This window comes from Streptomyces hesseae (assembly GCF_031845785.1).
In the GTDB taxonomy this organism is placed as follows: domain Bacteria; phylum Actinomycetota; class Actinomycetes; order Streptomycetales; family Streptomycetaceae; genus Streptomyces; species Streptomyces hesseae.
This window is the reverse complement of sequence record NZ_JAVRFI010000042.1, coordinates 1-23,887: the sequence shown is the minus strand read 5'-3', so window position 1 is coordinate 23,887 and position 23,887 is coordinate 1. Positions and strand designations below refer to the sequence as shown.

Here is a 23,887-nt window from a genome sequence, read left to right as displayed (position 1 = left end):
ACTGTACTGAACGGTCATCGATGCGGGGTCACCGGAGGGTCTCCTCCCGCTCATCCATGGTGGGGGCAGGTAAATGCCGGTCCGTGGCCGGGGCCCCGGGAACGCGAAAAGCCGACGGGGGCTCCGTCGGCTGAAGGGTACGGCCGCCGCCGCGCCGGGGGTGTCCGGGCGGCGGCCGGCGGCGGGCCAAGGGGCATGTCGCCCCGTGGCCCGCCGCCGCTGTGTCAGAAGGCGCGGGAGAGGGTCAGGAGGCGGACTTCTTGAACACCTCGATCAGGCTGGTGAAGCTGTCCCCGGCGTGCCCGGCCGTCATGCCGCGCTTGAAGACGTCCAGGACGGCGGCGGGCAGGGAAGGGTCGATGCCCGCGTTCTCGGCGGTGTGCACGATGTGCTCGACGCTCGCCACGCCCATGGCGAGCTTGTCCACGTCCCCGGGGTGCTCGCCCTTGTCGATCCGCCCGGCGTAGAACGCCATGAAGTTCGGCAGGGACGACATGGTCGACTGCGCGTACGGCAGGAACTCCTCCGCCGTGATGCCATTGGCGTCCGCCACCGCGAGGGCGTGCAGCCAGCTCAGCATCGCGGTCCAGAACATGTCCATCTGGATCTGGTAGTACAGCGCCGCGAGGCCCGCGTCCTCGCCCCGGAAGTCGATGTCGGTCAGCACCTTCAGCGTCTCCGCGTGGGCGTCGACGGCCTCCTTGGGGCCGCTGTAGAAGGTGATGGACCCCTCCTGGCCGATGCCCGACGGAGGACACTGCACACCGCCGGTGAGGTGACGGGCGCCGTGCCCGGCGGCCCACTCGGCCGCCGCCCGGGCCTTGTCCGGGGTGTCCGAGCTGAGGTTGGCGATCACCTTGCCCGACAGGGAGGCCGCGGCGGGCTCCAGGATCGTGTACATCGCCTCGTAGTCGGTCAGGCTCAGCACGATCAGCTCATTGGCGGCCAGCGCGTCCGCCACGGTCGGGGCCAGGACGGCGCCCTTGGCCACCAGCTCGTCGGCCTTGCTCGCGGTGCGGTTCCACACCGTCACCCGGTGCCCGGCCGCCAGGAAGGCGCCCACCATGGCCTGCCCCATCGGGCCGAGGCCGATCACCGTAACCGACTGCTTGCTCATGGAAACCCCCAGGTCTGTAACGATCGTTCTATTCAATGGGAATCTAGCATATCTGAAACGAACGCTCTAACCGGCCAAGTGCCGGATCTCTTCCAGCAGTTGCGCCTGGCGCAGGGCGTCCGCGTCCAGCGACGCCCCTGCCCGCACGGCCGCCACGAAGGCGCCGACGGTGGCCGCCACCTGGTCGGCCGGGGCCAGGTCGACCGTCCCGGAGCCGGCCGGGCCGGTCAGGCGGAGGACCGGCCGGTGGCCCGCCGGCGGGGTGAAGGCGCGGTCGACCGTGATCGTGCCCTCGGTGCCCCAGATCTCGTAGAAGTTGCGGTAGGCGTGGTCCAGCCCGAAGGAGAGCTGGACGCCGACGCCCCCGGGGGTGCGGGCCAGCGCCGCCCCCGCGGTGTCCACCGCGTCACCGGGCCCCCGCGAGACCGTCGCCCCCACGACCCGCAGCTCCGGGCCCAGGAGATGCAGGGCCGCCCGGACCGGGTAGACGCCGGCGTCCCACAGGGCGCCGCCGCCCAGCTCGGGGCGGAGCCGGATGTCGCCGGCCTGCCGCCGCGGAAGCGTGAAGACCGCGTGGAAGGCCCTCGGTTCCCCGATCGCGCCCTTCGCTACGAGTTCGCGCACGGCCGTGTGCTGAGGGTGGTGGACGAACATGACGTTCTCCATCAGCGCCAGCCCCCGCTCCCGGGCGAGGGCCGCCAGCGCGGCCGTGCGCACCGGGTCCAGCGTCAGCGGCTTCTCGGCGAGGACGTGCTTGCCGGCCCGCAGGGCGGTCTCGGTCCACTCCTCGTGCAGGGCCGGCGGCAGTGGCACGTACACCGCGTCGACCGCGTCGTCCGCCAGCAGCTCCGCATACCCGTGGACGGCCCGGCAGCCGTACTCCTCCGCCAGTGCCGCCGCCCTCGCCCGGTCCCGGCTCGCCACCGCCACCGGCTCGGTGCCCGGGTGGGCGGCGAAGGCGGGCAGCATCCGGCGCCGGGCGATGTCCGCGCACCCCAGGACGCCGATCCGGAGCGGGCGCGTCACAGCCGTACCGCCCCGGCCGCCAGGACGGCGAGCAGCGTACGCGCCTGGACGTTGACGTAGTGCCCGTGCCGTACCAGCGAGTTCAGCTGTCCCGGCGTCACCCACCGGTAGCCGGGCGGCGGCTCGTCCGGTGTGGTCGCCGCGTCCGTCTCCACGAACAGGCAGCGGCTCTCCGCGTTGAGGAAGCGGCCGCCCTCCTCCGAGTGCACCGCCTCGTAGCGGATCCGCTCCGGGGCGGCGCCCAGGACCGCGTCCAGGAAGGGCGGGCGGGCCGCGCCGGTCAGATGGGCGTGGTTCCGCGGGGTGTACTGCACGGTCGGCCCCAGCTCGACGGTGTCGAGGAAGCCGCCCTCCACCCGGGCGTGGGCCAGCAGGTGCGGCACGCCCCCGAAGGAGCGGACCGCGAAGGCCGTGACGCCGAGGTCCACGGGCTCGAACAGCGGCTGCGTCCAGGACGGCACCTCCCGGTTGCCGGCCTCGACCGCGACGGCCACCACGCGGAAGTACCGGCCGTGGACGTGCTCGATCGTGCTCTCGCCGCGAACCCAGTCCGGCAGCCCGGCGAGCGGGACGCGCTCGGCACGGACATCGTGACGGGACCGCTCGGCGGTGAACCAGGAGAGCAGTTCCGTGTCCGAGTGCAGCGCGCCCGGCTCGTCGTGGGCGACGGGCGCGCAGGCCAGCACGGTACGGGCGTCCATGTTGACGACGTTGTCCAGCCGCAGGAGCTCGCCGAGCTGCCCCAGGGTCAGCCAGCAGAAGTCCTCGTCGAGCGACACGTCCTCCGTCGTCTCGACGATCATGTTGCGGTTGGACTTCCGGAAGAACCAGGAGCCGTGCTCGGACTGCAGCACGTCGGCGAGCACCCGGCCGCGGCCGGGGCGGATGAAATGGTCGATGTACTTGACGTCCGAGCCCCGGTGCGCCCGGGTGTAGTTGCTGCGGGTGGCCTGCACGGTGGGCGAGAGCTGGAGCAGATTGCGGTTGCCCGGCTCCATCTTGGCCTGCATCAGGAAGTGCAGCACGCCGTCGAACTCCTTGGCGAGGATGCCGAGGATGCCGATCTCCGGCTGTTTGATGATCGGCTGTCGCCATTCGGCGTCCGGCCCGTCGCCGATGGCGACGTGCAGTCCCTCCACGGTGAAGAAGCGCCCGCTGCGGTGCACCAGATTGCCGGTGCCGTCGGCGAAGGACCAGCCGTCCAGCCCGGTGAAGGGGATGCGTTCCACCCGGAAGCGGTGGGCGTCCGCCCGCCCCGCCAGCCAGTCGGCGAACCGCGCCGTCGGCATCCCCGCGCCCCGCGACCCCACGGCGGCGGACCGGGCGAGCCGGGTGGGCAGGGCGTGGTCCGTACGGGCCGTGAGGGCGTTCGCCGGGATCATCCGCGCTTCTCCACGAACTCCTTGACCGTGCTGATGACGTAGTCGAGCATTTCCTCGGTCAGGCCCGGGTAGACCCCGATCCAGAAGGTGTGCTCGGTGATGATGTCGCTGTTGGCCAGGGTGCCGACCACCCGGTGTTCCCGGCCGATGTAGGCGGGCTGCCGGGTCAGGTTGCCGGCGAACAGCCGCCGGGTGCCGATCTTCCGCTCTTCCAGGTGGTGGACCAGCTCGGCACGGCTGAACGGCGCCTCCGGGGCGACGGTGATCACGAATCCGAACCAGCTGGGGTCGCTGCCCTCGGTGGCCTCCGGGAGCAGCAGGTGCGGCACGCCGTCGAGGCCTTCCCGCAGCTGTCGCCAGTTGCGCTTGCGGGCCTCGATGAACCCGTCGAGCTTGGCCAGCTGCGTCAGCCCCAGCGCCGCCTGCAGGTCGGTGGCCTTCAGGTTGTAGCCGACGTGGGAGAAGATGTACTTGTGGTCGTAGCCCTCGGGGAGGGTGCCCATCTGGTATTCGAAGCGCTTCAGGCAGGTGTTGTTCTTGCCCGGCTCGCACCAGCAGTCACGGCCCCAGTCGCGCAGGGACTCCACGACCCGGGCCAGCTTGAGGTCGGACGTCAGCACGCAGCCGCCCTCGCCCATGGTGAGGTGATGCGCGGGATAGAAGCTGACCGTGGTGAAGTCGCCGAAGGTGCCGGTGAGCCGGCCCCGGTAGGTGGAGCCGACCGCGTCGCAGTTGTCCTCGACGAAGAACAGGTCGTGCTCCTCCGCGAGTTCGGCGATCTCGGCGACCTCGAAGGGGTTGCCGAGAGCGTGCGCGATCATGATGGCGCGGGTCTTCGGGCCTATCGCCTCCGCCACCCGTCGCGCGGTCGTGTTGTACGTGCCCAGCTCCACGTCGACGAAGACGGGGACCAGTCCGTTCTGCACGATCGGGTTCACGGTGGTGGGGAAGCCGGCCGCGACGGTGATGACCTCGTCGCCCGGCCGCAGCCGCCGGTCGCCGAGGACGTGCGACGTCAGCGCGGTGAGCGCCAGCAGATTGGCCGAGGAGCCGGAGTTGGTCAGGTGCGCCTTGCGCCGGCTCAGCCGGCGGGCGAACGCCGACTCGAACTTGCGTGAGCTCGCGCCCGCCGCGATGCGCAGGTCCAGGGCCGCTTCCACGAGCGCCGCCCGGTCGTCCGCGTCGAGCACGGCCCCGGAGGGCCAGATCTCCGTGACTCCCGGGACGAAGCCACCGTCCGGCTGGACGTCCTGGTGATACTTGCGGACCTCGTCCAGGACCAGCGCCTTGTGGTCGCTCATCCGCGGTTCCCCTCTTCCTTGTCGTGACGGTACTTGGATGCCTTCCACCACTGGGTGTTGTCGCGGTACCAGGCGACGGTGTCGGCCAGCCCCCGGTCGAAGGGGACTCGTGGCGCGTACCCCAGTTCCTCGCGGATCTTGGTCTCGTCGAGGGAGTAGCGCAGATCGTGGCCCTTGCGGTCGGCGACGTACCGGACCGCCGAGCGGTCCGCGCCGCACAGCCGCAACAGCTCTTCGGTGACGGCGAGGTTGGTCCGCTCGTTGCCACCGCCCACGTTGTACGTCTCGCCCGCCCTGCCCCGGGTGAGGACGAGCTGGATGGCCCGGCAGTGGTCGTCGACGTGCAGCCACTCCCGGACGTTGAGGCCGTCCCCGTACAGGGGCACCGGCCCGCCCTCCAGCAGGTTGGTGATGAAGAGCGGGATGAGCTTCTCGGGGTGCTGGTAGGGGCCGAAGTTGTTGGAGCAGCGAGTGATCGACAGGTCGATGCCATGGGTGCGCCAGTAGGCGCGGGCCAGCAGGTCGGAGGCCGCCTTGGAGGCGGCGTAGGGGGAGTTGGGCAGCAGCGGCCACTCCTCGGTCCAGGAGCCCTCCGCGATGGTGCCGTAGACCTCGTCCGTGGAGACGTGGACGACCCGTTCGACGCCCGCCGCCAGACAGGCGTCCAGCAGGGTCTGGGTGCCGCCCACGTTGGTGCGGACGAATTCCTCGGCCGACGCCAGGGAGCGGTCGACGTGGGACTCCGCCGCGAAGTGGACCACCGCGTCATGACCGGGCAGGAGTTCCCGCAGCAGCGCGCGGTCGCAGACGTCGCCCTCGACGAGCTCCAGGCGGGCGTGGCCGAGGGGGATGTTCTCGCGGTTGCCCGCGTAGGTGAGCTTGTCCAGCACGGTGACGCGGGCGCCCTCGTATCCCGCGTAGCCGCCGGCGAGCATGGTACGGACGTAGTGGGAGCCGATGAAGCCGGCACCGCCGGTGACGAGGATCCTCATGCCGCCACCTCCACCCGGGTGTGGTCCCCGACCACCAGCCGGTGATGGGACGCGACGTGCTCGCTGGGCCCCACGACGGCGGAGCGGCCGATGAGCGAGCCGTGCAGACCGGGGATGCCCGAGATCGACGCGCCGTCCATGACGATGGAGTCGGACAGGCGCGTGGCGCGCAGCAGACAGCCACGGCCCAGGGAGGTGTACGGGCCGACGTCGCTGTCCTCGACGACGGTGTCCGCGCCGATGACCACGGGTCCCTCGATGCGGGAGCGCACCACCCGGGCCCCGGCCTCGACGACGACTTGGCCGATGAGCTCGCTGGCCTCGTCCACTTCGCCCGCGACGCGGGGCGCCAGGTCACCGAGGAGCTTCCTGTTGCACTCCAGGACGTCCTCCGTGCGCCCGGTGTCCTTCCAGTAGCCGGTGTACTCGCTGGCGCGCACCGGTGCCCCGTGCTCGACGAGCCACTGGATCGCGTCGGTGATCTCCAGTTCGCCGCGGGCGCTGGGCGCGATGGCCGCCACCGCCTCGTGGACGGCGGGGGTGAAGAAGTAGACCCCGATCAGGGCGAGATCGCTGCGGGGGTGGGCGGGCTTCTCCACCAGCCGCAGCACGGTGCCGTCGGCGGCGGTCTCGGCGACGCCGAAGGCCCGCGGGTCGGGCACCTTGTGGACGACGACCTGGGCGGCGGGCCGCGCGGCCCGGAAGTCCTCGGCGACGGCGCCGATCCCCTCGGGCAGCATGTTGTCGCCCAGGTACATCACGAAGTCGTCGTCGCCGAGGAACGGGCGGGCCAGCGCCACGCAGTGCGCGAGCCCGCGAGGCTTGTCCTGCTGGATGTAGGTGATGCGCACGCCGAAGCGGGAGCCGTCGCCCACCACCCGGTCGATCTCCGTCAGCCAGTCGCCGACGATGACGCCGATCTCGGTCACGCCCAGCTCGGCGATGTTCCGCAGTACGTGTTCCAGAACGGGCTTGTTGGCCACGGGGATGAGCTGTTTCGGCATGGAGTAGCTGAACGGACGCAGGCGCGTGCCCGTACCGCCCGACAGCACCAAGGCCTTCATGACAGTGGACTCCTCAGAGCGGTGGAGGGTGTGCCCCGGGTCGCCTCCGGCCATGTCGCGAGCACGCCCGCCGCCAGCGCCTCGGCGAGGCCGGGCGCGCGGGCGTCCTTCTCGGACAGCAGTGGGGGTTCGGCGAACCCCCAGGGGAGTGCGAGATCGGGGTCGAGCGGATCGATGTCGATCTGTGTGCCCGGCACGTGCGCGCTCGAGAGCACGTAGCAGACGCACGTGTCGTCGGTGAGGGCGAGGAAGCCGTGTCCCACCCCTTCCGGCACATACACGGACCGCCCGGACGCGGCGTCCAGCTCGTTGACCGCGTACCGGCCGAACGCGGGCGAACCGACGCGCAGGTCCACGACGATGTCGCGGACCGCGCCGCGCACGCAGGTGACGTACTTCGCCTGGCCGGGCGGGACGGTCACGCCGTGGATGCCGCGCAGGGTGTTGCGGCGCGACACCGAGTAGTTGATCTGCTGGGGGACGAAGGGGTGCCCCAGCGCCCGCCCCAGCTCCTCGGTGCGCAGCGATTCGTAGAAGCTTCCGCGCTCGTCGGTGAGGTGATGGGGGGTCAGGAGGTATGCGCCGGGTAAGCCGGTCTCGGTCACGGGCATGGCGGGCCGTCTCCTTCCAGGGCCGGTCAGGCCGCGGCCCGGCCGCTCCGGCGCGCGACGGCCCGGCGCAGCTCGTCGGCGACGGTGCGTACGTCCGCCTCGTCGAGACCCTGGTGGAGGGGCAGCAGGAGGGTGGTGTCCGACGCCTCGTCGGTGCCGGGCAGAGCTCCCCCGGTCGCGCCTCCGTAGGCCGGGACCTTGTGCAGCGGCGGGTAGCGCAGGGTGGTGTAGACGCCGCGCTCCAGCAGGTCCGCGGCCACCTGGTCGCGGATCGCCGCGTCCAGTCGCACCCAGTAGAAGTAGTACGAGCCGGAGTGCCCGGGAGGCAGCGGCGGGGGCGTGACGATGCCCTCGGCCCCGGCCAGCAGCCGGTCGTAGGCGGCGGCGATCTCCCGCCGCCGCTCGACGAACCCGGGGAGCCTGCGCAGCTGGACGCTGCCGATCGCGGCGGTGACGTCATTGCCGATGACGCGGCGGCCGAACTCCTTGACGTCCAGCTCCCACCAGCGGTGGGAGACCTTTGCCGCGGCGAACCCGCTGGCCTGCTCCAGGCCGTGGTAGGCCAGCCGGCGGGCACGCCGCGCGACGTCGGCGTCCTTGGCGTACAGCATGCCGCCGTCGCCGGTGACGAGGACCTTCATCGAGTCGAAGCTCCACATGGCGAGATCGCCGAACGTGCCGCACCTCCTGCCGTCGACGGCGGAGGCGACGGCGCAGGCCGCGTCCTCGATCAGGCGTATGCCGCGCGCCTCGCAGAGGCGGGCGACGGCGGCCACGTCTCCGGGGTAGCCGCCGTAGTGCAGCAGCAGGACGGCCTTGGTGGCCGGGGTCAGGGCGCGCTCGACGTCGGCGGCGGTGGGGTTGAGCGTGCGGGGGTCCACGTCGCAGAAGACCGGGCGGGCGCCGGTGGCGCCGATGGCGTTGCCGGCGGCGACGAAGCTCATCGACGGCAGCACCACGTCGTCGCCCGGGCCCAGGCCGAGGAGTTCCGTGGCCAGGAAGAGCCCGGCGGTGGCCGAGTTGATGAAGAGCACGTGCTCGGGCGGCACTCCCAGATGGTCCGCGAACTCGGCCTCGAAGGCCTTGGTGCGCGGGCCGTGCCCCAGCCAGTTGGACGCGAACACCTCGGACACGGCGGCGAGTTCCTCGTCGCCCAGCGAGGGCTGGAAGACGTTGATCATTTCTTGGTTCCTCCGAAGGACGCGGTCAGTCGCTCCAGGACCGGGACGATCTCGGCCGGGCCGGGAGCGGCGAGCAGGTCGGCGTGGATGGCGGCCGCGTTCTCGCGGAACGACGGCTCGGTGAGCGCCCTTTCGAGCTGTTCGCGCATGCCGGCCACGGACAGCTCCTCGCGCCGCAGCGTCAGCCCCGCGCCCGTGTCCGTCAGGAAGCGGCCGCTGATCGGCCCCTCCATGACCTCGTCGCCGTCCATGGCGACGACCTGCGGCAGACCGGCCGCCGCCACCGCGCACAGGGTGCCGTACCCACCGTGGTGGACCGCCGCGGTACAGGTCGGCAGCAGCTGGGCGAGGGGCACATAGTCGACCGTGCGCACATTGCCGGGCAGACGCCCGGTCCCGGCGAGCTGGCCGGCGTCGAACGTGGCGACGACTTCGGCGTCGAGCCCCGCCACCGCCTCCAGCAGGTCACCCACGAGCGACTCGCTGTCCTTGCGGAAGGCGCGCATCGACGCGCCCAGCGTGAGCGCCACCCGGGGCCGCTCGGGCCGGGCCCAGAGCCAGTCCGGCAGGGTATCGGGTCCCGTGTAGGGGACCCAGCGCATCGGCACCGTACGGCGCGTGGTGGGCAGGCGCATCGCGGTCGGCATCGGGTCGACGGTCCACTGCCCGAACAGGAGCTCGTCGTCGGTCTCGAATCCGTACCGCTCGGCCATCGGCCGGACCGACGCGGTGACGGGCTCCTCGTCCGCCGGGTCGTTCCCCGGCCCGTTCCGGCGCGCCGTGAACCGGTCGGCCGACCAGGCGAAGTGGTCCAGCCCCCACAGGAAGCGCGCGTGCGCCGCGCCGACGGCCCGGGCCGCCACGGCGGACGACGGCATCGTCGGATCCCACAGGACCAGGTCCGGCCGCCAGGAGCGGCAGAACTCCACCAGCCCGTCCAGCCAGGGCTGGGGGGTGCCGGCGGTGGCCTCCACCGGGGCGAAGTCCCGTATGGCGGGCAGCATGTAGTCGCGCTGGAATCGCCACAGGTCGTGGTCGGCCGGGTCGACGGACAGTGTCCGCGTGACGCGTTCCAGGACCTCCCACGCCTCGGGGGAGAAGGGCTTGCCTGCGCCCACCGGCGGAGGAAGCAGCCCCTCGTCGGCGGGCGACACCGCCGTCAGCCCCACCGAGGTGATGGTCCGGGCCAGAGCCGGGTGCGAGGCCACACACACCTCGTGCCCGGCGCTCTGCAGGGCCCAGGCGAGCGGTACGACTGGGTAGAGATGGGCCGTCGCCGGCCACACGGTGAACAGGACGCGCATTGATGGTCCCCATCCGAGTGCGCGGGGAGAAACGATGCCGTGACGCGGGCGGGCGCACTCTCGAACGAATTGAGCTTCTCGAGCTTTTCAGGGTTCGGGACGGGCGCACTCTCGGGCGCCTCAATCGACGCCATGGAACCTACCTGGACGCACATCGACAGCGGTAATGAACCAGTAATTCCGCTCCCCTCGGACCGCTGTGATCAGCGCATTCCGAAATATTTCCCGTAATGAATGAACCCGCCGTCACGAAAGGGTTTCGTGACGGCGGGCTCCACACCGGTTGCGCCAAGGCGCGACGAAAGAGCGCTACGGGCGCGGGCGCGCCTTCCACTCGTCGGAGAGGACCGAGTGCACCTGGACGTCCATGCGTGCGCCACCGGTCGGGAAGACGCTGCGCATGGTGCCCTCGTACGTCATGCCGAGCCGCTTGACCATCGCGAGGCTGCGCTCGTTCTCCGGCTCGATCAGCGCCTGCACCCGGGAGATGCCGCGCGTCTCCACCGCCCAGTCGATCAGGGCGACCAGGACCCGGAACGCCACTCCGCGCCCCTGGGTCGCGGGGTCCACCCAGGCGCCCAACTCGCAGGACCCCTCGGCGGGTTCGAACAGGCGGTAGAAGCCGCCGCCGACGAGCTCCCCGTCGCTGTGGACGCCGTACAGCCGGGGGCCGTCCTTGGCCTGGCTGTCGGCGAAGCCCTGGAGGAAGCGCCGCGCCGACTCGGTGTCCGTGATGTCGCGCTCGAACGGCAGCCAGGGGGCGATGTGCTCGCGGACCCGGTCGATGTGCGCCGCGAACTCCTCCGCCTGCCATGGCTCCAGCGGGCGCAGCTCCACGCCCTCGCCGAGAGAAAAGCTGAACATGCCGGCCTCCCACGGGCGGCCCCGGGGCCGCTGTAGAACAACATGAGGATGGAATTCCGGAACTCCCCGGAAAACCTTCTGCAGGGTCACGCCGTCCTGCCGGGGAATCAAGTACTTACTTTTTGGTAATCATGCGGGGTGCGGGGTCGGTTGAAGTCGTCCTTGACAGCGGATATCCCATTCGGGAACAGCCGACGGGGCGGGACGAGACGGACCGGAATGAATGGCCGGGAGAGCAGCCGGGGCGCGGGTCAGGCGTCCTCGAACGTCGCCGGCGCGTCGAAGGCCGCGCGGCGGGTGGCCCGGCGCAGGGCCTTGAGCACGGTCGGGCCGAGTGTGAGCGAGGCGACCACGGTCACCAGGGCCCGGGGCAGGTCCCAGCCCAGGGACGTCGCCAGACAGTAGGCGAGGAAACGGGAGAGGTTCTCCGGCAGCGGGTCGCCCGGGACGAAGGAGACGCCCGAGACGAGGGAGCCGATGTACGGCCAGCCCTGAAGGTTCATCACCGTTCCGTAGGCGACGGACGCCACCGCTCCGTACGCCGCCAGCATCACCAGCTCGCGCCGCCCCCGCAGCCGGTCCGGCCCCGGCAGCAGCCCCGCGCCCATGGTCACCCACCCCATGGCCAGCATCTGGAACGGCATCCACGGCCCGACCCCGCCCGTCAGCAGGGCGGAGGCGAACATCGACAGGGAGCCCAGGACGAACCCGAAGCCGGGCCCCAGCACCCGCCCGGAGAGCACCATCAGGAAGAACATCGGCTCGATGCCGGCCGTCCCCGCGCCCAGCGGCCGCAGCGCGGCCCCGGCCGCCGCGAGGACGCCGAGCATCGCGACGGCCTTGGCGTCCAGCCCGGTGTCGGCGATCGTCGCCATGACCACGGCGAGCAGCAGCGGCAGCAGGGCGGCGAACAGCCAGGGGGCGTCCTGCGAGTGGGCCAGGCCGGAGGCCGAACCGGCGAGCAGCGGCCAGCCGAAGGCGGCCACGCCGATGGCGCTGATCAGCACCAGGGCGGTGACGGAACGCCATCCGAGGCGGATGGCTCGCGCCTGGCGGTCGGGGGCGACGGAGGCGACGGGGACGGCGGGGGCGGCGGGAGTACGGGCGCCGGTCACAGCGCCCCCAGGGCGTCGCGGACCTGCGGGACCGTCAGCCACGGCTGCGGCGCGAGGACCTTGGCGACCTGCGGGGCGAAGGCCGGGGAGGAGACCACGACCTCCGCCGTCGGGCCGTCCGCGACGATCTCGCCCTCCGCGAGGATCACCACCCGGTGCGCCAGCTCCGCCGCGAGCTCCACGTCGTGCGTGGCCAGCACGATGGCGTGGCCCTGGCCGGCCAGCCCGCGCAGGATCTCCACCAGCCGGGCCTTGGCCGCGTAGTCCAGGCCGCGCGTCGGCTCGTCCAGGAGCAGCAGCGGCGGCCGCGCCGTGAGCACCACGGCGAGCGCGAGCGCCAGCCGCTGGCCCTCGGACAGATCGCGGGGGTGGGTGTCGTCCGCCACGTCCGGGAGCAGCCCGGACACCAGCGCCCGGCAGGTGCCGGGGCCGGCCTGCGCGTCGTGGTCGGCGGCCGCGCACTCCGCGGCGACCGTGTCCGCGTACAGCAGGTCGCGGGGCTCCTGCGGGACGAGGCCCACGTGCCGCAGCAGTTCGCGCGGGCTCGTGCGGCGCGGCTCCACGCCGCCCACGCGTACGGCGCCCCGGTCGGGCGCGTGCATGCCGACGAGCGTCCGCAGGAGCGTGGACTTGCCCGCGCCGTTGCGGCCCATCAGGGCGACGGTCTCGCCGGGGCGGACGGAGAGGTCCAGGTCGCGCAGGGCGGTGACGCGGTCGTGGCGGACGGACAGGCCGGTGAGGGACGCGGCGTCCGTCGCTGTCGTCGCCTTGGGGGCCTGCGGGACCGGCGGGGTGAGCGGGGCGAGCCGTTCCCGCAGGGAGGCGGCCTTGCGCCGGGCGTCGCGCACGGACAGCGGCGGCGGGGACCAGCCGGCGATCCGGCTCAGGGCGACGACGGGCGGGTGGACGGGGGAGACGGCCATGATCTCGGCGGGGTCGCCGACGACGGGGGCCGCGCCGGGGCCGGGCAGCAGGATCACCTGGTCCGCGTACTGCACCACCCGCTCCAGCCGGTGCTCGGCCAGCAGCACGGTGGTGCCCAGATCGTGCACCAGACGCTGGAGGACGGCCAGTACCTCCTCGGCGGCGGCCGGGTCCAGCGCGGACGTCGGCTCGTCCAGGACCAGCACCTTCGGGTGGGCGGTCAGCACCGAACCGATCGCGACGCGCTGCCGCTGGCCGCCGGAGAGGGTGGCGATGGGCCGGTCGCGCAGGCCGGCCAGGCCCAGCAGGTCCAGGGTCTCCTCGACGCGGCGGCGCATGGTGGCGGGCGGGACGCCGAGGGACTCCATGCCGTAGGCGAGCTCGTCCTCGACGGTGTCGGTCACGAAGTGCGCCAGCGGGTCCTGGCCCACGGTGCCGACGACGTCGGCGAGTTCACGGGGCCGGTGGGTACGGGTGTCCCGCCCGGCGACGGTGACCCTGCCGCGCAGGGTCCCACCGGTGAAGTGCGGGACGAGCCCGCTCACGGTGCCGAGCAGCGTCGACTTGCCGACGCCGGAGGGGCCGACGAGAAGGCACAGCTCCCCTTCGGGGACGGTGAGGTCGATGCCGGAGAGGGTGGGGTGGTCGGTGCCGTCGTAGGAGACCGAGACGTTCTCGAAACGGATCACTTGGGGGTCTCCTCGGGGGTGGGGGTCCGGGGGCTCGCCCCCGGTTTCGGGAAGGGGAGGGACCGGGGCTCATCCTCCGCCGCGGCGGCGGGCAACCCTCCTCCGCCGGACCGGCGGTGCCCCTCGCGGGAAGCGACCGGTGCCACGAAAGCCGGCAGTAGCCCGAGAAGCACCGACACCGCCGGCCACACCGGCAACTCCGGCGCGGCCAGCGGCACCGCCGGCGGATGGAGGGCGGTGGGCGCGTAGTCGCCCGCCCAGATCATCAGGGCCGCCACCGCCGTACCCGACGCGGAGACCAGCCAGGCGCGGGCGCCCCAGCGGTCGGGGCGGTAACGGGTGCGGACCGAGCGGCGGCCGCCGAGCCACAGGCCCGCGAGGGCCGCGGCCAGACCCGCGATCAGCACGGGCGCCCCGTAGCCCGCACCGGTGTCGGCCAGCAGCCCGTACGTACCGGCGCACACGCCGAGCAGCCCGCCCAGGGTGAGCGCGCTCGTCGTGCGGCGCACGGCGGGCGGGACCTGGGCGGTACGGCCGTACCCCCGGGCGTCCATCGCGGCGGCCAGCGCCACCGACCGCTCCAGCGCGCCCTCCAGCACCGGCAGCCCCACCTGGAGCAGGGCCTTGAGCCCCCGGTCCGGGCGGCCGCGCAGCCGGCGCGCGGCGCGCAGCCGCTGGACGTCCGCGACGAGGTTGGGTGCGAAGGTCATGGCGACGACCACCGCCACCCCGGCCTCGTAGAGCGCGCCCGGCAGGGATTTGAGCAGCCGCGCCGGGTTGGCGAGGGCGTTCGCGGCGCCCACGCAGATCAGCAGGGTGGCCAGCTTCATGCCGTCGGCGAGCGCGAAGAGCAGCCCCTCGGCGGTCACCCGGCCACCGATCCGCACCCCGCGCGCCCACTCCGGGAGCGGAATCTCCGGAAGGGTGAGGACCGTGTGCGTCCCCGGGATGGGCGAGCCCAGGATCACCGCGAAGACCAGCCGGATGACGATCACGGCCAGCCCGAGCTTGAAGAACGCCCCGTAGGAACGGGCCCACGGCGCGTCCGTGCGGCGGGCGGCGACGACGTACCCGGCGACGCCGGTCAGCAGGGCGAGCAGCAGCGGGTTGGTGGTCCGCGAGGCGGCCGTGGCCAGGCCCAGCGCCCACAGCCACCACGCGCCGGCGTGCAGCGCGGAGGAACGGTCCGCCACCGGGCTCCGTCGGAGGATCTTCCGGGTCATCCGCGCCGACGCCGCCGGGTCTGCCATGCCGCCGCCGCGCCGAGCGCGGCCACGGCCGCGATGCCGCCGATCAGACCGGCGGAGGGCCCGCCGTCGCCCTTCTCCGACGCGCTATCCGACTTCTCCGACGCCTTCGACTCCGCAGGCTTCCCCGCCCCTACCTTCTCGCCGCAGCCCGACCTCGGGTATCCGGCGATCGCGCACAACAGGGCGCTGGAGTCGTAGCGCAGCGGCTTGGCGACCGCCGCCAGCACGTCGGCCGCGCTGCCGTCCGCGCCGACCTTCGCGCACGCCGAACGGGTGGCGGGCGGCGTCTCGCCGGCGGGGGCGTCGCCGGGCGTGCCGAAGTCGAGGACGACGGCGACGCGCTTGCCGCCGTCCTCGGCGGGCGTGCCGGCGCAGACCGCCGCGAAGTCGGCGGCGCCGCGCGGCTTGGCCGCGTCGGCGGAGTCCTTGCTGACGGCGAAGCGGAAGCCGATCACGGAGCCGTCGGCCGGCCGCAGCGTGGCCGGGCCCTGGGTCGCGTACGTCCAGTCCTTGCCCGACGCCGATGCTGATGCCGTCTGCCAGAAGGACCAGTAGCGGTAGCCCTCCGCGTGCGCGGGGGCCGCGCCGAGCACGGCGGCCGCGCCGACGAGCAGGGAGACGAACAGGCCCCGGGCCCGGCCCGCCGTCACGGCTGGCTCTTCTTCTTGCGGCCGCTGATCAGGAAGCCGATGCCGACGCTGGCGACGAAGAACACGGCGACGTACCACCAGGCGCCGAAGCCGCCGCCGTCGTCCTTCTTCTCGTCCTTCTTCTCCGCGGAGGCGGAGGACGCGGGCTCCGGCTTGGGGCCGGTCTCGTTCAGCGCCGCCACCAGGTCGGTGCCGCCGAAGGAGCGCGGGTCGCCGCCCGCCGCGTGCGCGGCCAGGACGAGCTTGGCGAGGCGGCCGGGGTTGCCCTTGGCCCACTCGGCGGTCTTGCTGTCGGCGGACTCCAGCCACTTCAGCGGCTTACGGGCGGCCTCCAGGTGGCCGCCCGCCGCGAGGGCGAGGGCGGCGTCGGCGGTCGCGCCGGTGTCCGGGCCCTCGGGGGCGCCGGGCATGGACGACTTGAGGTGATCGCCGCCCGCGTCGAGCTTCTTCACCAGGTAGCCGGCGACGGCCTCGGCCGCGTTCCACTGGGCCGCGTCGGCGCCGTCACCGCAGGCGGCGGGCTTGACGGGCCGGTCGGCGCCCTTGGCGGCGGGCACGAGGAAGCCCTTGCCGAGGGCGGCCGTGGCGGCGGCGGTCGAGGCGAGGTCGTTGGCGGGCAGCTCGCCGTTCTGCGGCATGTAGCCGAAGGCGCCCGCCTGGTCCTCCTTCTTCTCCTGGCAGCGGATCTGGAAGGAGAGCAGCGCGTCGTAGGGGGTCTTGCCGCCCTTGGCGGCGGCCTTCGCCGGGTCCTGGCCGACGGCGGCGAAGGCGCCGATGGCGATGGCGGTGGAGTTGGCGTCGCTGGCGTTGCCGGGACCCATGCCCCAGCCGCCGTCGGCGTTCTGGTGGGCCTTGAGCCAGTCCAGACCCTTGGTGACGACCTGGGCCCGGCCGCCGACGGCCGCCAGAGCCTGCACGGCGGCCGCGGTCGCGTCGGTGAACTCGCCCGCCTTGGCGTCGCACGGCGCGCCCGTGTCGGCCCGGAAGCCGGCGAAGCCGCCGTCGGCGCACTGCTGGCCGGCCAGCCAGTCCACGGCCTGCCCGGCCGGGGCGACCCCCACCGCGTTCTGGGCGAGGAATGCCAGCGACTGCCGGAAGACACCGTCGAACTTCGGGTCGCCCGTGCCGTAGAGCCCGGGGGCGGCCGGGGAGGGCGAGGTGCCGTCGGCGAAGGCGGCGGGAGCCGCGGCCGTGCCCAGGACGGCCGCGGTGGCCAGGGCCGCGGCGCCGCGGCGCGCGAGGACGGCGAAGGAGGTGGCCATGAAAGCGGTGCCTCTCGGTGGATGACGGTGTCGGGCGGCCCCGCCGGGACGGCCCCTGCCGGGGCAGGACGTCGCCGACGTGTCGCTTTGGTGGGGGGCTGAACACTTTATCCGGCCCTCACCGGGCCCCCGCTACCGCCATGGGCGGCCGTCCCCGGCCGCCGCCAGGGTCGCGTATGCGTTCGGAATCCCGTGGCGACTTCCCTTGCCCTCCGCAAGCGGAACTGCTATCTGAGCTGATGCAGCGTCAGATTCGGTCGTGTCCTGTGTTCGGTCCGGTCCGGGAGGCCCCGCCATGAGCGACATCGTCGAGTACGGACAGCTCTTCGTCGGCGGCCGGTGGGCCGAGCCCGCCGCCGGGCCGCGGGGGGAGGTCATCGAGGTCGTCTCGCCCCACACCGAGGCCGTCATCGGGCGCGTCCCGCACGCCGGGCGTATCGACGTGGACCGGGCCGTCGCGGCAGCGCGGAGCTCCTTCGACTCCGGTGTGTGGTCAGGGCTGCCGCTGGCGGAGCGGATCGCTGTCGTCACGCGGATCAAGGACGGCATCGCCGCCCGCCACGAGGAGCTCGCCCGGCTGATCTCCGCGCAGAACGGCTCCCCCTACTCCTGGAGCGTCCTCGCGCAGGCGCTCGGCGCGGTGCTGGTGTGGGACAGCGCCATCGCCATCGCCCGGGACTTCCCCCACGAGGAGCGGCGCGCCGGCGCGCTGGGCCCGCTGCTGGTGCGGCGGGAGCCGGTGGGCGTCGTGGCGGCCGTGGTGCCCTGGAACGTGCCGCAGTTCGTGGCGGCGGCCAAGCTCGCCCCCGCCCTGCTGGCCGGCTGCTCGGTGGTGCTCAAGCCCGCGCCGGAGACGCCCCTGGACGCGTACGTCCTCGCCGGGATCGCCGAAGAGGCGGGGCTGCCGGAGGGCGTGCTGTCCATCCTCCCCGGGGGCCGGGAGACCGGCGAGTACCTCGTGGGCCACCCCGGCGTCGACAAGGTCTCCTTCACCGGCTCCGTCGCGGCCGGCAAGCGCGTCATGGAGGTCGCCTCCCGCAACCTCACCCGGGTCACCCTGGAACTGGGCGGCAAGTCCGCCGCGATCGTCCTGCCCGACGCCGACCTGGACACCGCCGTCGCCGGGATCGTGCCCAGCGCCTGGATGAACAACGGCCAGGCCTGCGTCGCCCAGACCCGCGTCCTCGCCCCCCGCTCCCACTACGCCGAACTCGCCGAGCGCCTCGCGGCCGCCGCCTCCGCGCTGGTCGTCGGCGACCCGCTCGACCCCGCCACCCAGGTCGGCCCGCTGGTCGCGCGCCGCCAGCGCGAGCGGTCGCTCGACTACATCCGGCTCGGGCGGCTCGACGGCGCGTCCGTCCTGGCCGGCGGCGGCCGCCCCGCCGGGCTCCCGACCGGCTGGTACGTCGAGCCGACCCTCTTCGGCGACGTCACCAACACCATGCGGGTCGCCCGCGAGGAGATCTTCGGGCCCGTCGTCTGCCTGCTGCCCTACGACGACACGGAGGAGGCGATCGCCATCGCCGACGACTCCGACTACGGCCTCTCCGGCAGTGTCTGGACCGGCGACCTCGAACGCGGCCTGGACGTCGCCCGCCGGGTGCGCACGGGCACGTACTCCGTGAACACCTTCAGCCTCGACCTGTTCGGCCCCTTCGGCGGCTACAAGGACTCCGGGCTGGGGCGGGAAGGCGGGCCCGAGGGCTACGCCGAATACCTGGAACAGAAGACGATCCACCTGCCGAAGGGGACGGGCGGTGGCTGATCTCCGCTGGAGGGTGACCGTCGACCGGACGCGGTGCGTCGGCTCAGGCCTGTGCGCGAGCGTCGCGCCCGGGGCGTTCCGGCTGGACGAGCGCCGTCGCTCCTCCCCGGTGGAGGAGTCGACGGCGCCGTCCGAGGCGGTGCTGGAGGCGGCGGAAGGCTGCCCGGTGGAGGCGATCAGGATCCGGGGGCGGGAGGGGGAGCGGGTGTTCCCGCCGGACTGGCCGGACTAGAGGGAGCCGCTGATGACACCTGCGCGGAAGGCGTTCCCCTCGTCGGCGGTGTAGCGCGGGTCGGGGCGGTCGGGGGCCCTCGGGCCCCGGGGCGGGGTGCTCCGCTTCGCTGCGCGCGAGTGCGCAGGCGCGCCGGCAGCGATTCTCACCGCTGGGCGGCTCGCAGGTCCGGAGGATCCTGCTGTCTCGACGGGGAGCGGCGGCGCGCGGCGTGCGCCCCGGGAGCGCGCGGCGCCGGAGCGGGCCCCGTCACCGGGGCTGACCTGCGTTCGCCCTGGTCCGTACATATGTTTACGCATGCGTTCCGCACAGCATGTTCGTGACAGATGCGACTGTCCCGGCCCCCCGTGGCGTGGAAATCTCTTCCCGTCGCAGCTGAGGGGGGCCGATGGAAAAGCGGTACGAGGTCTACTGCCTGGCGGACAGGCACTTCTACGAGATCCCGGACCGGCTGTCCCGCCCGGCGGGAGGCCGGGCCGAGGACGCTCTGTTCGAAACCGCACGGCGTCCCGTGCCCGAGGGCTGGACGAGCGGCCGCAACGGCGACTGGTTCCACCTCGCGCCCCTCGGCGCGGACGGCGAGCAGCTCCCCGGGCAGCCCGCGCAGGGCTGGAAGATCCATGTGTCGGCCACGGCCGACGGCGCCGACAAGACCGCCGCCGACGTCTGGGACTACTGCGTCCCCCGCCGCATCCCGTTCAAGTTCGTCCCCGCGCCCCACATGCTGCACCTCCGCAACAACAAGTACGCGCCCCGGGACGGCAGCGGAAAGTTCGTCACGATCTACCCCGCCGACGAGGAGAGCCTGCGTACCGTCCTCACCGATCTGGAGGAGATCCTCGGCGGGCGCCCGGGCCCGTACGTCCTCACCGATCTGCGCTGGCACGACGGGCCGCTGTACGTGCGCTACGGCGCTTTCGCCCGCCGCTACTGCGTCGACGCGCGCGGCAGCCTCGTCCCCGCGATCGAGGACGCGGACGGCACGCTCGTCCCCGACCCGCGCGACCCCGCCTTCCAGGTGCCCGCCTGGGTGACCCTGCCCGCGTTCCTGGAGCCCCACCTGGCCGCCCGCAACGCGACCACCGTCGCCGACCTGCCCTACCGCATCGAGAAGGCCCTGCACTTCTCCAACGGCGGCGGCGTCTACCGGGGCACCGACACCCGCGACGGCTCGCAGGTCGTCCTCAAGGAGGCCCGCCCGCACGCCGGGCTCGCCGCCGACGGTGCCGACGCCATCACCCGGCTGGAGCGCGAGAAGGACGCCCTCGACCGGCTCGCCGGCCTCGGCGTCGCCCCCGGCGTCCGCGACTGGCTTACCATCGGCGAACACCGCTTCCTCGTCATGGACTTCATCGAGGGCCGCCCCCTCAACTCCTTCTTCGGCGAACGCCACCCGCTGCTCGCCGCGGACCCCGACGCGGCGGCCGTCGCCGGCTACACCGACTGGGCGCTGCGGATCCACCGGGCCGTGGAACGGGCCGTCGCGGCCGTCCACGACCGGGGCGTGGTCTTCAACGACCTCCACATGTTCAACATCATGGTCGGGCCCGACGACGAGTCCGTCACCCTGATCGACTTCGAGGCCGCCGCGCCCGCCGCCGAGGGCGGCCGGCAGATCGTCGCCCACCCCGGCTTCTTCGCCCCGCCGGACCGCACCGGCACCGACGTCGACCGCTACGCCCTCGCCTGCCTGCGGATCGCGCTGTTCCTGCCCGTCACCACGCTCTTCGTCATCGACCGTGCCAAGGCCGCGCACCTCGCCGACATCATCGCCGAGCACTTCCCCGCCGTACCACGGGAGTTCCTCGACGAGGCCGTCGCCGAGATCACGAGGGAGACGCGGGACGAAGGGGTGGCGTCGGCCGGTCCCGCCCTCGCCGCGCCCGCCGTCCTCCCCACGACGGACGACTGGCCCGCCGCCCGTGACTCCATGGTCCGCGCCATCCTCGCCTCCGCCACCCCCGAGCGCGACGACCGGCTCTTCCCCGGGGACATCGCCCAGTTCTCCGAGGGCGGCGGCCTCGGCCTCGCCCACGGCGCCGCCGGCGTCCTGTACGCCCTCGCCGAGACCGGCGCCGACCGCTACGAGCAGGGCGAACGCTGGCTGCTCGCGCACACCGACCCCGGCGCGCTGCCGCCCGGCACCCCGCTCGGCCTCTACGACGGACTCGCGGGCGTCGCCCACGCCCTCGACCGCCTCGGCCACACCCAGCGCGCCCTCGACCTCACCGCCACCCTCCTCGGCGAGAAGTGGCAGAAGCTCACCTCCGCCCTGCGCGGCGGGCTCGCCGGCATCGGCCTCCACCTCGACCACCTCGCCCGCACCACCGGCGACCGGCACTTCCACGAACGCGCGGTGGAGGCGGCGCAATTGCTCGCCGACCGGCTCGCCGCCGACGACGGGAAGCAGCGCGCGGGACTGATGCGCGGCGCCACGGGCTCCGCCCTGCTCTTCCTCCGGCTGTACGAACGCACCGGCGCGCCCGCCCTCCTCGACCTCGCCGGCACGGCCCTGCGCGTCGACCTCGCGCGCTGCGTGCGCACGGCCAACGGCTCCCTCGACGTGGACGAGGGCTGGCGGACCATGCCCTACCTCGGCGACGGCAGCGTCGGCATCGGCGCCGTCCTGGACGACTACCTCGCCCATGTCCCCGACCCGGACGAGGACCTCACCGAGGCCCGCGCCGCCATCCTGGTCGCCGCCCGGTCCCGCTTCTACGCCCAGCCCGGCCTCTTCCAGGGCCGCGCCGGAATGATCTGGCACCTCGGCCGCACCACCGCGCCGGGCGCCGCTCCGGCCGACCTCGCGGCCCAAGTGGCCGCCCTGGGCTGGTACGGCATCCCCTACCAGGGCGACCTGGCCTTCCCCGGCCACCAGATGATGCGGCTGTCGATGGACCTCGCGACGGGTACGGCGGGCTGTCTGCTCGCGCTCGGGTCCGTCCGGGGCGTGGCCCGTCTGCCCTTCCTCCCGCCCCCGAAGGGGCCCAAGAGCCGGCTCCACCTCGTCGTGGAGTCGTGACCAACCGCTCCACCTGTTCCAAACCGTTCAGTTCCGTCCCCATGAAAGGAATCAGAACCATGGCGCTTCTCGACCTTCAGAGCATGGAGTCCGACAGCCACGACGGTGGCCACGGCGGCGGCGGGCAGAGCACCGTGAGCCTGCTCTCGTGCGTCAGCGCGGCCAGCGTGCTGCTGTGCCTGTGACCCACGCTCGCGGGTGACCGCTCAGGGTGGGCCCTCTCCCTGGAGGGGAGGGCCCACCCGGCCTGTCGCCCCCGCCACCACGGATGCGAGGACGACCGCATGACCCCGACGGCACCGGCATCGGCATCGGCACCGGAAGCCGCCCCGCCCGGCGGCGACCGCCTCCTCCTCGCCGCGCTCCGCGCCGCGGCCCCCCGTACGGCCGCCCTCGTCCTGATCGCCGTCGCGAGCACGGGCGCGGCCCTGCTGCTGCCCGCCGTGCTCGGGCACACCCTCGACCTGCTGCTGGCAAAACGCGTGGGCACCCGCTGGGTCCTCCTCTGCGCCGCCCTCGTCTGCGTCCCCGCCGTCCTCGACGCGCTCGGCGAGTACCTCACCGCCACCACCACCGCCCGCACCACCGCCCGGATGCGCCGCAGCGCGCTGGACCACGTCCTCGCGGCGGGCCCCCGGGCCACGGCCCGGATGACGCCGGGCGACCTCGTCACCCGCCTCGTCGGCAACGCCGCCCAGGCCGGTACGGCGCCCGCGACCGTCGCCGGTACCGTCACCGCCGTCGTCGGCCCGATCGGCGGCATCGTCGCGCTCGCCCTCCTCGACCCGTGGCTCGCCCTGGTGTTCCTCGCGGGCGCGCCGCTGCTCGCGCTGCTGCTACGGGCGTTCACCCGCGCCTCCACCGACAGCCTCGCCGGCTACCAGCGGCTCCAGGGCGAGATCGCCGGGCGGCTGATGGAGGCCGTCGGCGGCGTCCGGACTATCGCCGCCGCCGGTACGGCCGCCCGCGAACGGGACCGCGTCCTCGAACCCCTCCCCGGCCTGTCCCGCCACGGCCACCGCATGTGGCGGGTGCAGGGCCGCTCCTCCGCCCAGGCGACGGCCCTGGTGCCGCTGCTCCAGATCGCCGTCCTCGCCGTCGCCGGACTGGAGCTGTCGCGGGGCAGGCTGAGCGTCGGCGACCTGCTGGCGGCCTCCCGCTACGCGGTCCTCGCGACGGGCGTCGGCATGCTCGTCGGACACCTGGGGGCGCTGGTCCACGGCCGTACCGCCGCGCGCCGCCTGGCCGAGGTCCACGCCCTTCCGCCCACCGTCCACGGCACCCGGCGGCTGCCCGCCGACGGCGACGGCACGCTCCGGCTGCGCGGCGTCGCCGCCGAGCGCGGGGGGCGGGCGGTACTGCGCGGGGTGGACCTCGTCGTACCGGGCGGCTCGACGACGGCCGTCGTCGGCCGCTCCGGCACGGGCAAGTCCGTCCTCGCCGAACTGGCCGGGCGCCTCGCCGACCCCGACGCGGGCGAGATCACCCTCGACGGCGTCCCGCTGCGCGAGCTCGCCCACGACGAACTGCGCCGCCAGGTCGGCTACGCCTTCGCCCGGCCCGCGCTGCTCGGCGGCACGATCGGCGGAACGCTCGCCTTCGGCTCCTTCGCGCCCCCGCCCGAAGCCGTCGTCCACGCCGCCCGCGCGGCGTGCGCGGACGACTTCGTACGGCGGCTGCCCGACGGCTACGACACGGCGTGCGCGGCCGCCCCCCTCTCCGGGGGCGAGGCCCAACGCCTCGGCCTCGCCCGCGCCTTCGCCCACGCGGGCCGGCTGCTGATCCTGGACGACGCAACGTCGAGCCTCGACTCGGTCACGGAGTCGAGGGTGAGCGACGCGCTGCTGCACGCCGTCACCGCCCGCACGCGACTGATCGTCGCCCACCGGGTGGCGACGGCGGAACGGGCCGACTGCGTCGCCTGGCTGGACGGGGGACGGGTACGGGCCGTCGGCCCGCACGCGGAGCTGTGGCGACTGCCGGGGTACCGGGCGGTGTTCGGGGGGTGACGGGGGATTCGGCACCGCCGGGTACGTACGGGGTGGCTGGGCGCCGTCGCGGCGGGTGGAGGCCCCGGTCCCGCCCTTTCACCGTTTCCCGGGGCTGCCGCCCCGGCCCCCGGGCGGGGGCCGGGGC

General features: G+C 73.6%; 20 protein-coding genes. 5 read left to right on the top strand and 15 right to left on the bottom strand.

All coding sequences use genetic code 11. The annotated features are described in order from the left end of the window. Window positions 1-244 precede the first annotated feature (244 nt). From RM609_RS33630 to RM609_RS33560, 15 genes are all read right to left on the bottom strand, one after another. A complete protein-coding gene (locus RM609_RS33630) occupies window positions 245-1,117 on the bottom strand; it encodes an NAD(P)-dependent oxidoreductase (protein WP_311616389.1) in 873 nt (290 codons plus the stop codon). 66 nt (window positions 1,118-1,183) lie between these two features. After that, entirely contained in the window at window positions 1,184-2,143 is a 960-nt protein-coding gene (locus RM609_RS33625; protein WP_311616387.1) for a Gfo/Idh/MocA family protein, read from the bottom strand. After that, complete coding sequence (locus RM609_RS33620; RefSeq protein WP_311616385.1) at window positions 2,140-3,525, bottom strand: NDP-hexose 2,3-dehydratase family protein; 1,386 nt, start codon at window positions 3,523-3,525, stop codon at window positions 2,140-2,142. The genes RM609_RS33625 and RM609_RS33620 overlap by 4 nt, the downstream gene beginning before the upstream one ends. After that, the gene (gene rfbH, locus RM609_RS33615) at window positions 3,522-4,826 is read right to left on the bottom strand and encodes a lipopolysaccharide biosynthesis protein RfbH (RefSeq protein WP_311616383.1); all 1,305 of its coding nucleotides are present in this window, start codon (window positions 4,824-4,826) and stop codon (window positions 3,522-3,524) included. Before rfbH ends, RM609_RS33620 begins: the two co-directional genes overlap by 4 nt. Then, window positions 4,823-5,818 carry a dTDP-glucose 4,6-dehydratase gene (gene rfbB, locus RM609_RS33610; protein WP_311616381.1) on the bottom strand — a complete coding sequence of 332 codons (996 nt, stop codon included), beginning with the start codon at window positions 5,816-5,818 and terminating at the stop codon, window positions 4,823-4,825. The genes rfbH and rfbB overlap by 4 nt, the downstream gene beginning before the upstream one ends. Continuing rightward, complete coding sequence (locus RM609_RS33605; protein ID WP_311616379.1) at window positions 5,815-6,882, bottom strand: glucose-1-phosphate thymidylyltransferase; 1,068 nt, start codon at window positions 6,880-6,882, stop codon at window positions 5,815-5,817. The genes rfbB and RM609_RS33605 overlap by 4 nt, the downstream gene beginning before the upstream one ends. Then, window positions 6,879-7,493: a dTDP-4-dehydrorhamnose 3,5-epimerase family protein gene (locus tag RM609_RS33600; RefSeq protein WP_311616377.1), complete on the bottom strand. Its 615-nt coding sequence runs from the start codon at window positions 7,491-7,493 to the stop codon at window positions 6,879-6,881. The genes RM609_RS33605 and RM609_RS33600 overlap by 4 nt, the downstream gene beginning before the upstream one ends. 26 nt (window positions 7,494-7,519) lie before the next feature. Continuing rightward, window positions 7,520-8,674, bottom strand: a complete 1,155-nt coding sequence (locus tag RM609_RS33595) for a DegT/DnrJ/EryC1/StrS family aminotransferase (RefSeq protein WP_311616375.1) — start codon at window positions 8,672-8,674, stop codon at window positions 7,520-7,522. After that, a complete protein-coding gene (locus tag RM609_RS33590; RefSeq protein ID WP_311616373.1) occupies window positions 8,671-9,978 on the bottom strand; it encodes a nucleotide disphospho-sugar-binding domain-containing protein in 1,308 nt (435 codons plus the stop codon). Before RM609_RS33590 ends, RM609_RS33595 begins: the two co-directional genes overlap by 4 nt. Window positions 9,979-10,287: 309 nt before the next feature. Further along, window positions 10,288-10,842 (bottom strand): GNAT family N-acetyltransferase, encoded by a 555-nt coding sequence (locus tag RM609_RS33585; RefSeq protein WP_311616371.1) that lies wholly within the window; start codon window positions 10,840-10,842, stop codon window positions 10,288-10,290. Window positions 10,843-11,093: 251 nt separating this feature from the next. Beyond that, entirely contained in the window at window positions 11,094-11,957 is an 864-nt protein-coding gene (locus tag RM609_RS33580) for an ECF transporter S component (protein WP_311616369.1), read from the bottom strand. Next, window positions 11,954-13,570, bottom strand: a complete 1,617-nt coding sequence (locus RM609_RS33575; protein ID WP_311616367.1) for an ABC transporter ATP-binding protein — start codon at window positions 13,568-13,570, stop codon at window positions 11,954-11,956. Before RM609_RS33575 ends, RM609_RS33580 begins: the two co-directional genes overlap by 4 nt. Continuing rightward, window positions 13,567-14,820, bottom strand: a complete 1,254-nt coding sequence (locus RM609_RS33570) for an energy-coupling factor transporter transmembrane component T (RefSeq protein WP_438828601.1) — start codon at window positions 14,818-14,820, stop codon at window positions 13,567-13,569. The genes RM609_RS33575 and RM609_RS33570 overlap by 4 nt, the downstream gene beginning before the upstream one ends. Further along, entirely contained in the window at window positions 14,790-15,470 is a 681-nt protein-coding gene (locus tag RM609_RS33565; RefSeq protein WP_311616365.1) for an SCO2322 family protein, read from the bottom strand. Before RM609_RS33565 ends, RM609_RS33570 begins: the two co-directional genes overlap by 31 nt. Continuing rightward, a complete protein-coding gene (locus RM609_RS33560; RefSeq protein ID WP_311616363.1) occupies window positions 15,467-16,732 on the bottom strand; it encodes an SCO2321 family membrane protein in 1,266 nt (421 codons plus the stop codon). The genes RM609_RS33565 and RM609_RS33560 overlap by 4 nt, the downstream gene beginning before the upstream one ends. A gap of 295 nt (window positions 16,733-17,027) precedes the next feature. On the opposite strand from RM609_RS33560, the gene RM609_RS33555 reads away from it, so the two are divergent. From RM609_RS33555 to RM609_RS33535, 5 genes are all read left to right on the top strand, one after another. Then, window positions 17,028-18,497, top strand: a complete 1,470-nt coding sequence (locus tag RM609_RS33555) for an aldehyde dehydrogenase (protein WP_311616361.1) — start codon at window positions 17,028-17,030, stop codon at window positions 18,495-18,497. Continuing rightward, on the top strand, window positions 18,490-18,729 hold the full coding sequence (locus RM609_RS33550; protein ID WP_311616359.1) for a ferredoxin: 240 nt from the start codon (window positions 18,490-18,492) through the stop codon (window positions 18,727-18,729). Before RM609_RS33555 ends, RM609_RS33550 begins: the two co-directional genes overlap by 8 nt. A 388-nt stretch (window positions 18,730-19,117) precedes the next feature. Continuing rightward, window positions 19,118-21,751, top strand: a complete 2,634-nt coding sequence (gene lanKC, locus RM609_RS33545) for a class III lanthionine synthetase LanKC (protein ID WP_311616357.1) — start codon at window positions 19,118-19,120, stop codon at window positions 21,749-21,751. Window positions 21,752-21,810: 59 nt separating this feature from the next. Next, a complete protein-coding gene (locus RM609_RS33540) occupies window positions 21,811-21,936 on the top strand; it encodes a SapB/AmfS family lanthipeptide (RefSeq protein ID WP_311616355.1) in 126 nt (41 codons plus the stop codon). 99 nt (window positions 21,937-22,035) lie between these two features. After that, on the top strand, window positions 22,036-23,760 hold the full coding sequence (locus RM609_RS33535; RefSeq protein WP_311616353.1) for an ABC transporter ATP-binding protein: 1,725 nt from the start codon (window positions 22,036-22,038) through the stop codon (window positions 23,758-23,760). The last annotated feature ends 127 nt before the right edge of the window (window positions 23,761-23,887 follow it).

Bases quoted from the DNA above. Each gene is read 5' to 3' on its own strand.
- RM609_RS33630 (WP_311616389.1), bottom strand. From the start codon at position 1,117: ATGAGCAAGCAGTCGGTTACGGTGATCGGCCTCGGCCCGATGGGGCAG.
- RM609_RS33620 (WP_311616385.1), bottom strand. From the start codon at position 3,525: ATGATCCCGGCGAACGCCCTCACGGCCCGTACGGACCACGCCCTGCCC.
- rfbH (WP_311616383.1), bottom strand. From the start codon at position 4,826: ATGAGCGACCACAAGGCGCTGGTCCTGGACGAGGTCCGCAAGTATCAC.
- rfbB (WP_311616381.1), bottom strand. From the start codon at position 5,818: ATGAGGATCCTCGTCACCGGCGGTGCCGGCTTCATCGGCTCCCACTAC.
- RM609_RS33605 (WP_311616379.1), bottom strand. From the start codon at position 6,882: ATGAAGGCCTTGGTGCTGTCGGGCGGTACGGGCACGCGCCTGCGTCCG.
- RM609_RS33600 (WP_311616377.1), bottom strand. From the start codon at position 7,493: ATGCCCGTGACCGAGACCGGCTTACCCGGCGCATACCTCCTGACCCCC.
- RM609_RS33595 (WP_311616375.1), bottom strand. From the start codon at position 8,674: ATGATCAACGTCTTCCAGCCCTCGCTGGGCGACGAGGAACTCGCCGCC.
- RM609_RS33590 (WP_311616373.1), bottom strand. From the start codon at position 9,978: ATGCGCGTCCTGTTCACCGTGTGGCCGGCGACGGCCCATCTCTACCCA.
- RM609_RS33585 (WP_311616371.1), bottom strand. From the start codon at position 10,842: ATGTTCAGCTTTTCTCTCGGCGAGGGCGTGGAGCTGCGCCCGCTGGAG.
- RM609_RS33570 (WP_438828601.1), bottom strand. From the start codon at position 14,820: ATGGCAGACCCGGCGGCGTCGGCGCGGATGACCCGGAAGATCCTCCGA.
- RM609_RS33560 (WP_311616363.1), bottom strand. From the start codon at position 16,732: ATGGCCACCTCCTTCGCCGTCCTCGCGCGCCGCGGCGCCGCGGCCCTG.
- RM609_RS33555 (WP_311616361.1), top strand. From the start codon at position 17,028: ATGAGCGACATCGTCGAGTACGGACAGCTCTTCGTCGGCGGCCGGTGG.
- lanKC (WP_311616357.1), top strand. From the start codon at position 19,118: ATGGAAAAGCGGTACGAGGTCTACTGCCTGGCGGACAGGCACTTCTAC.
- RM609_RS33540 (WP_311616355.1), top strand. From the start codon at position 21,811: ATGGCGCTTCTCGACCTTCAGAGCATGGAGTCCGACAGCCACGACGGT.
- RM609_RS33535 (WP_311616353.1), top strand. From the start codon at position 22,036: ATGACCCCGACGGCACCGGCATCGGCATCGGCACCGGAAGCCGCCCCG.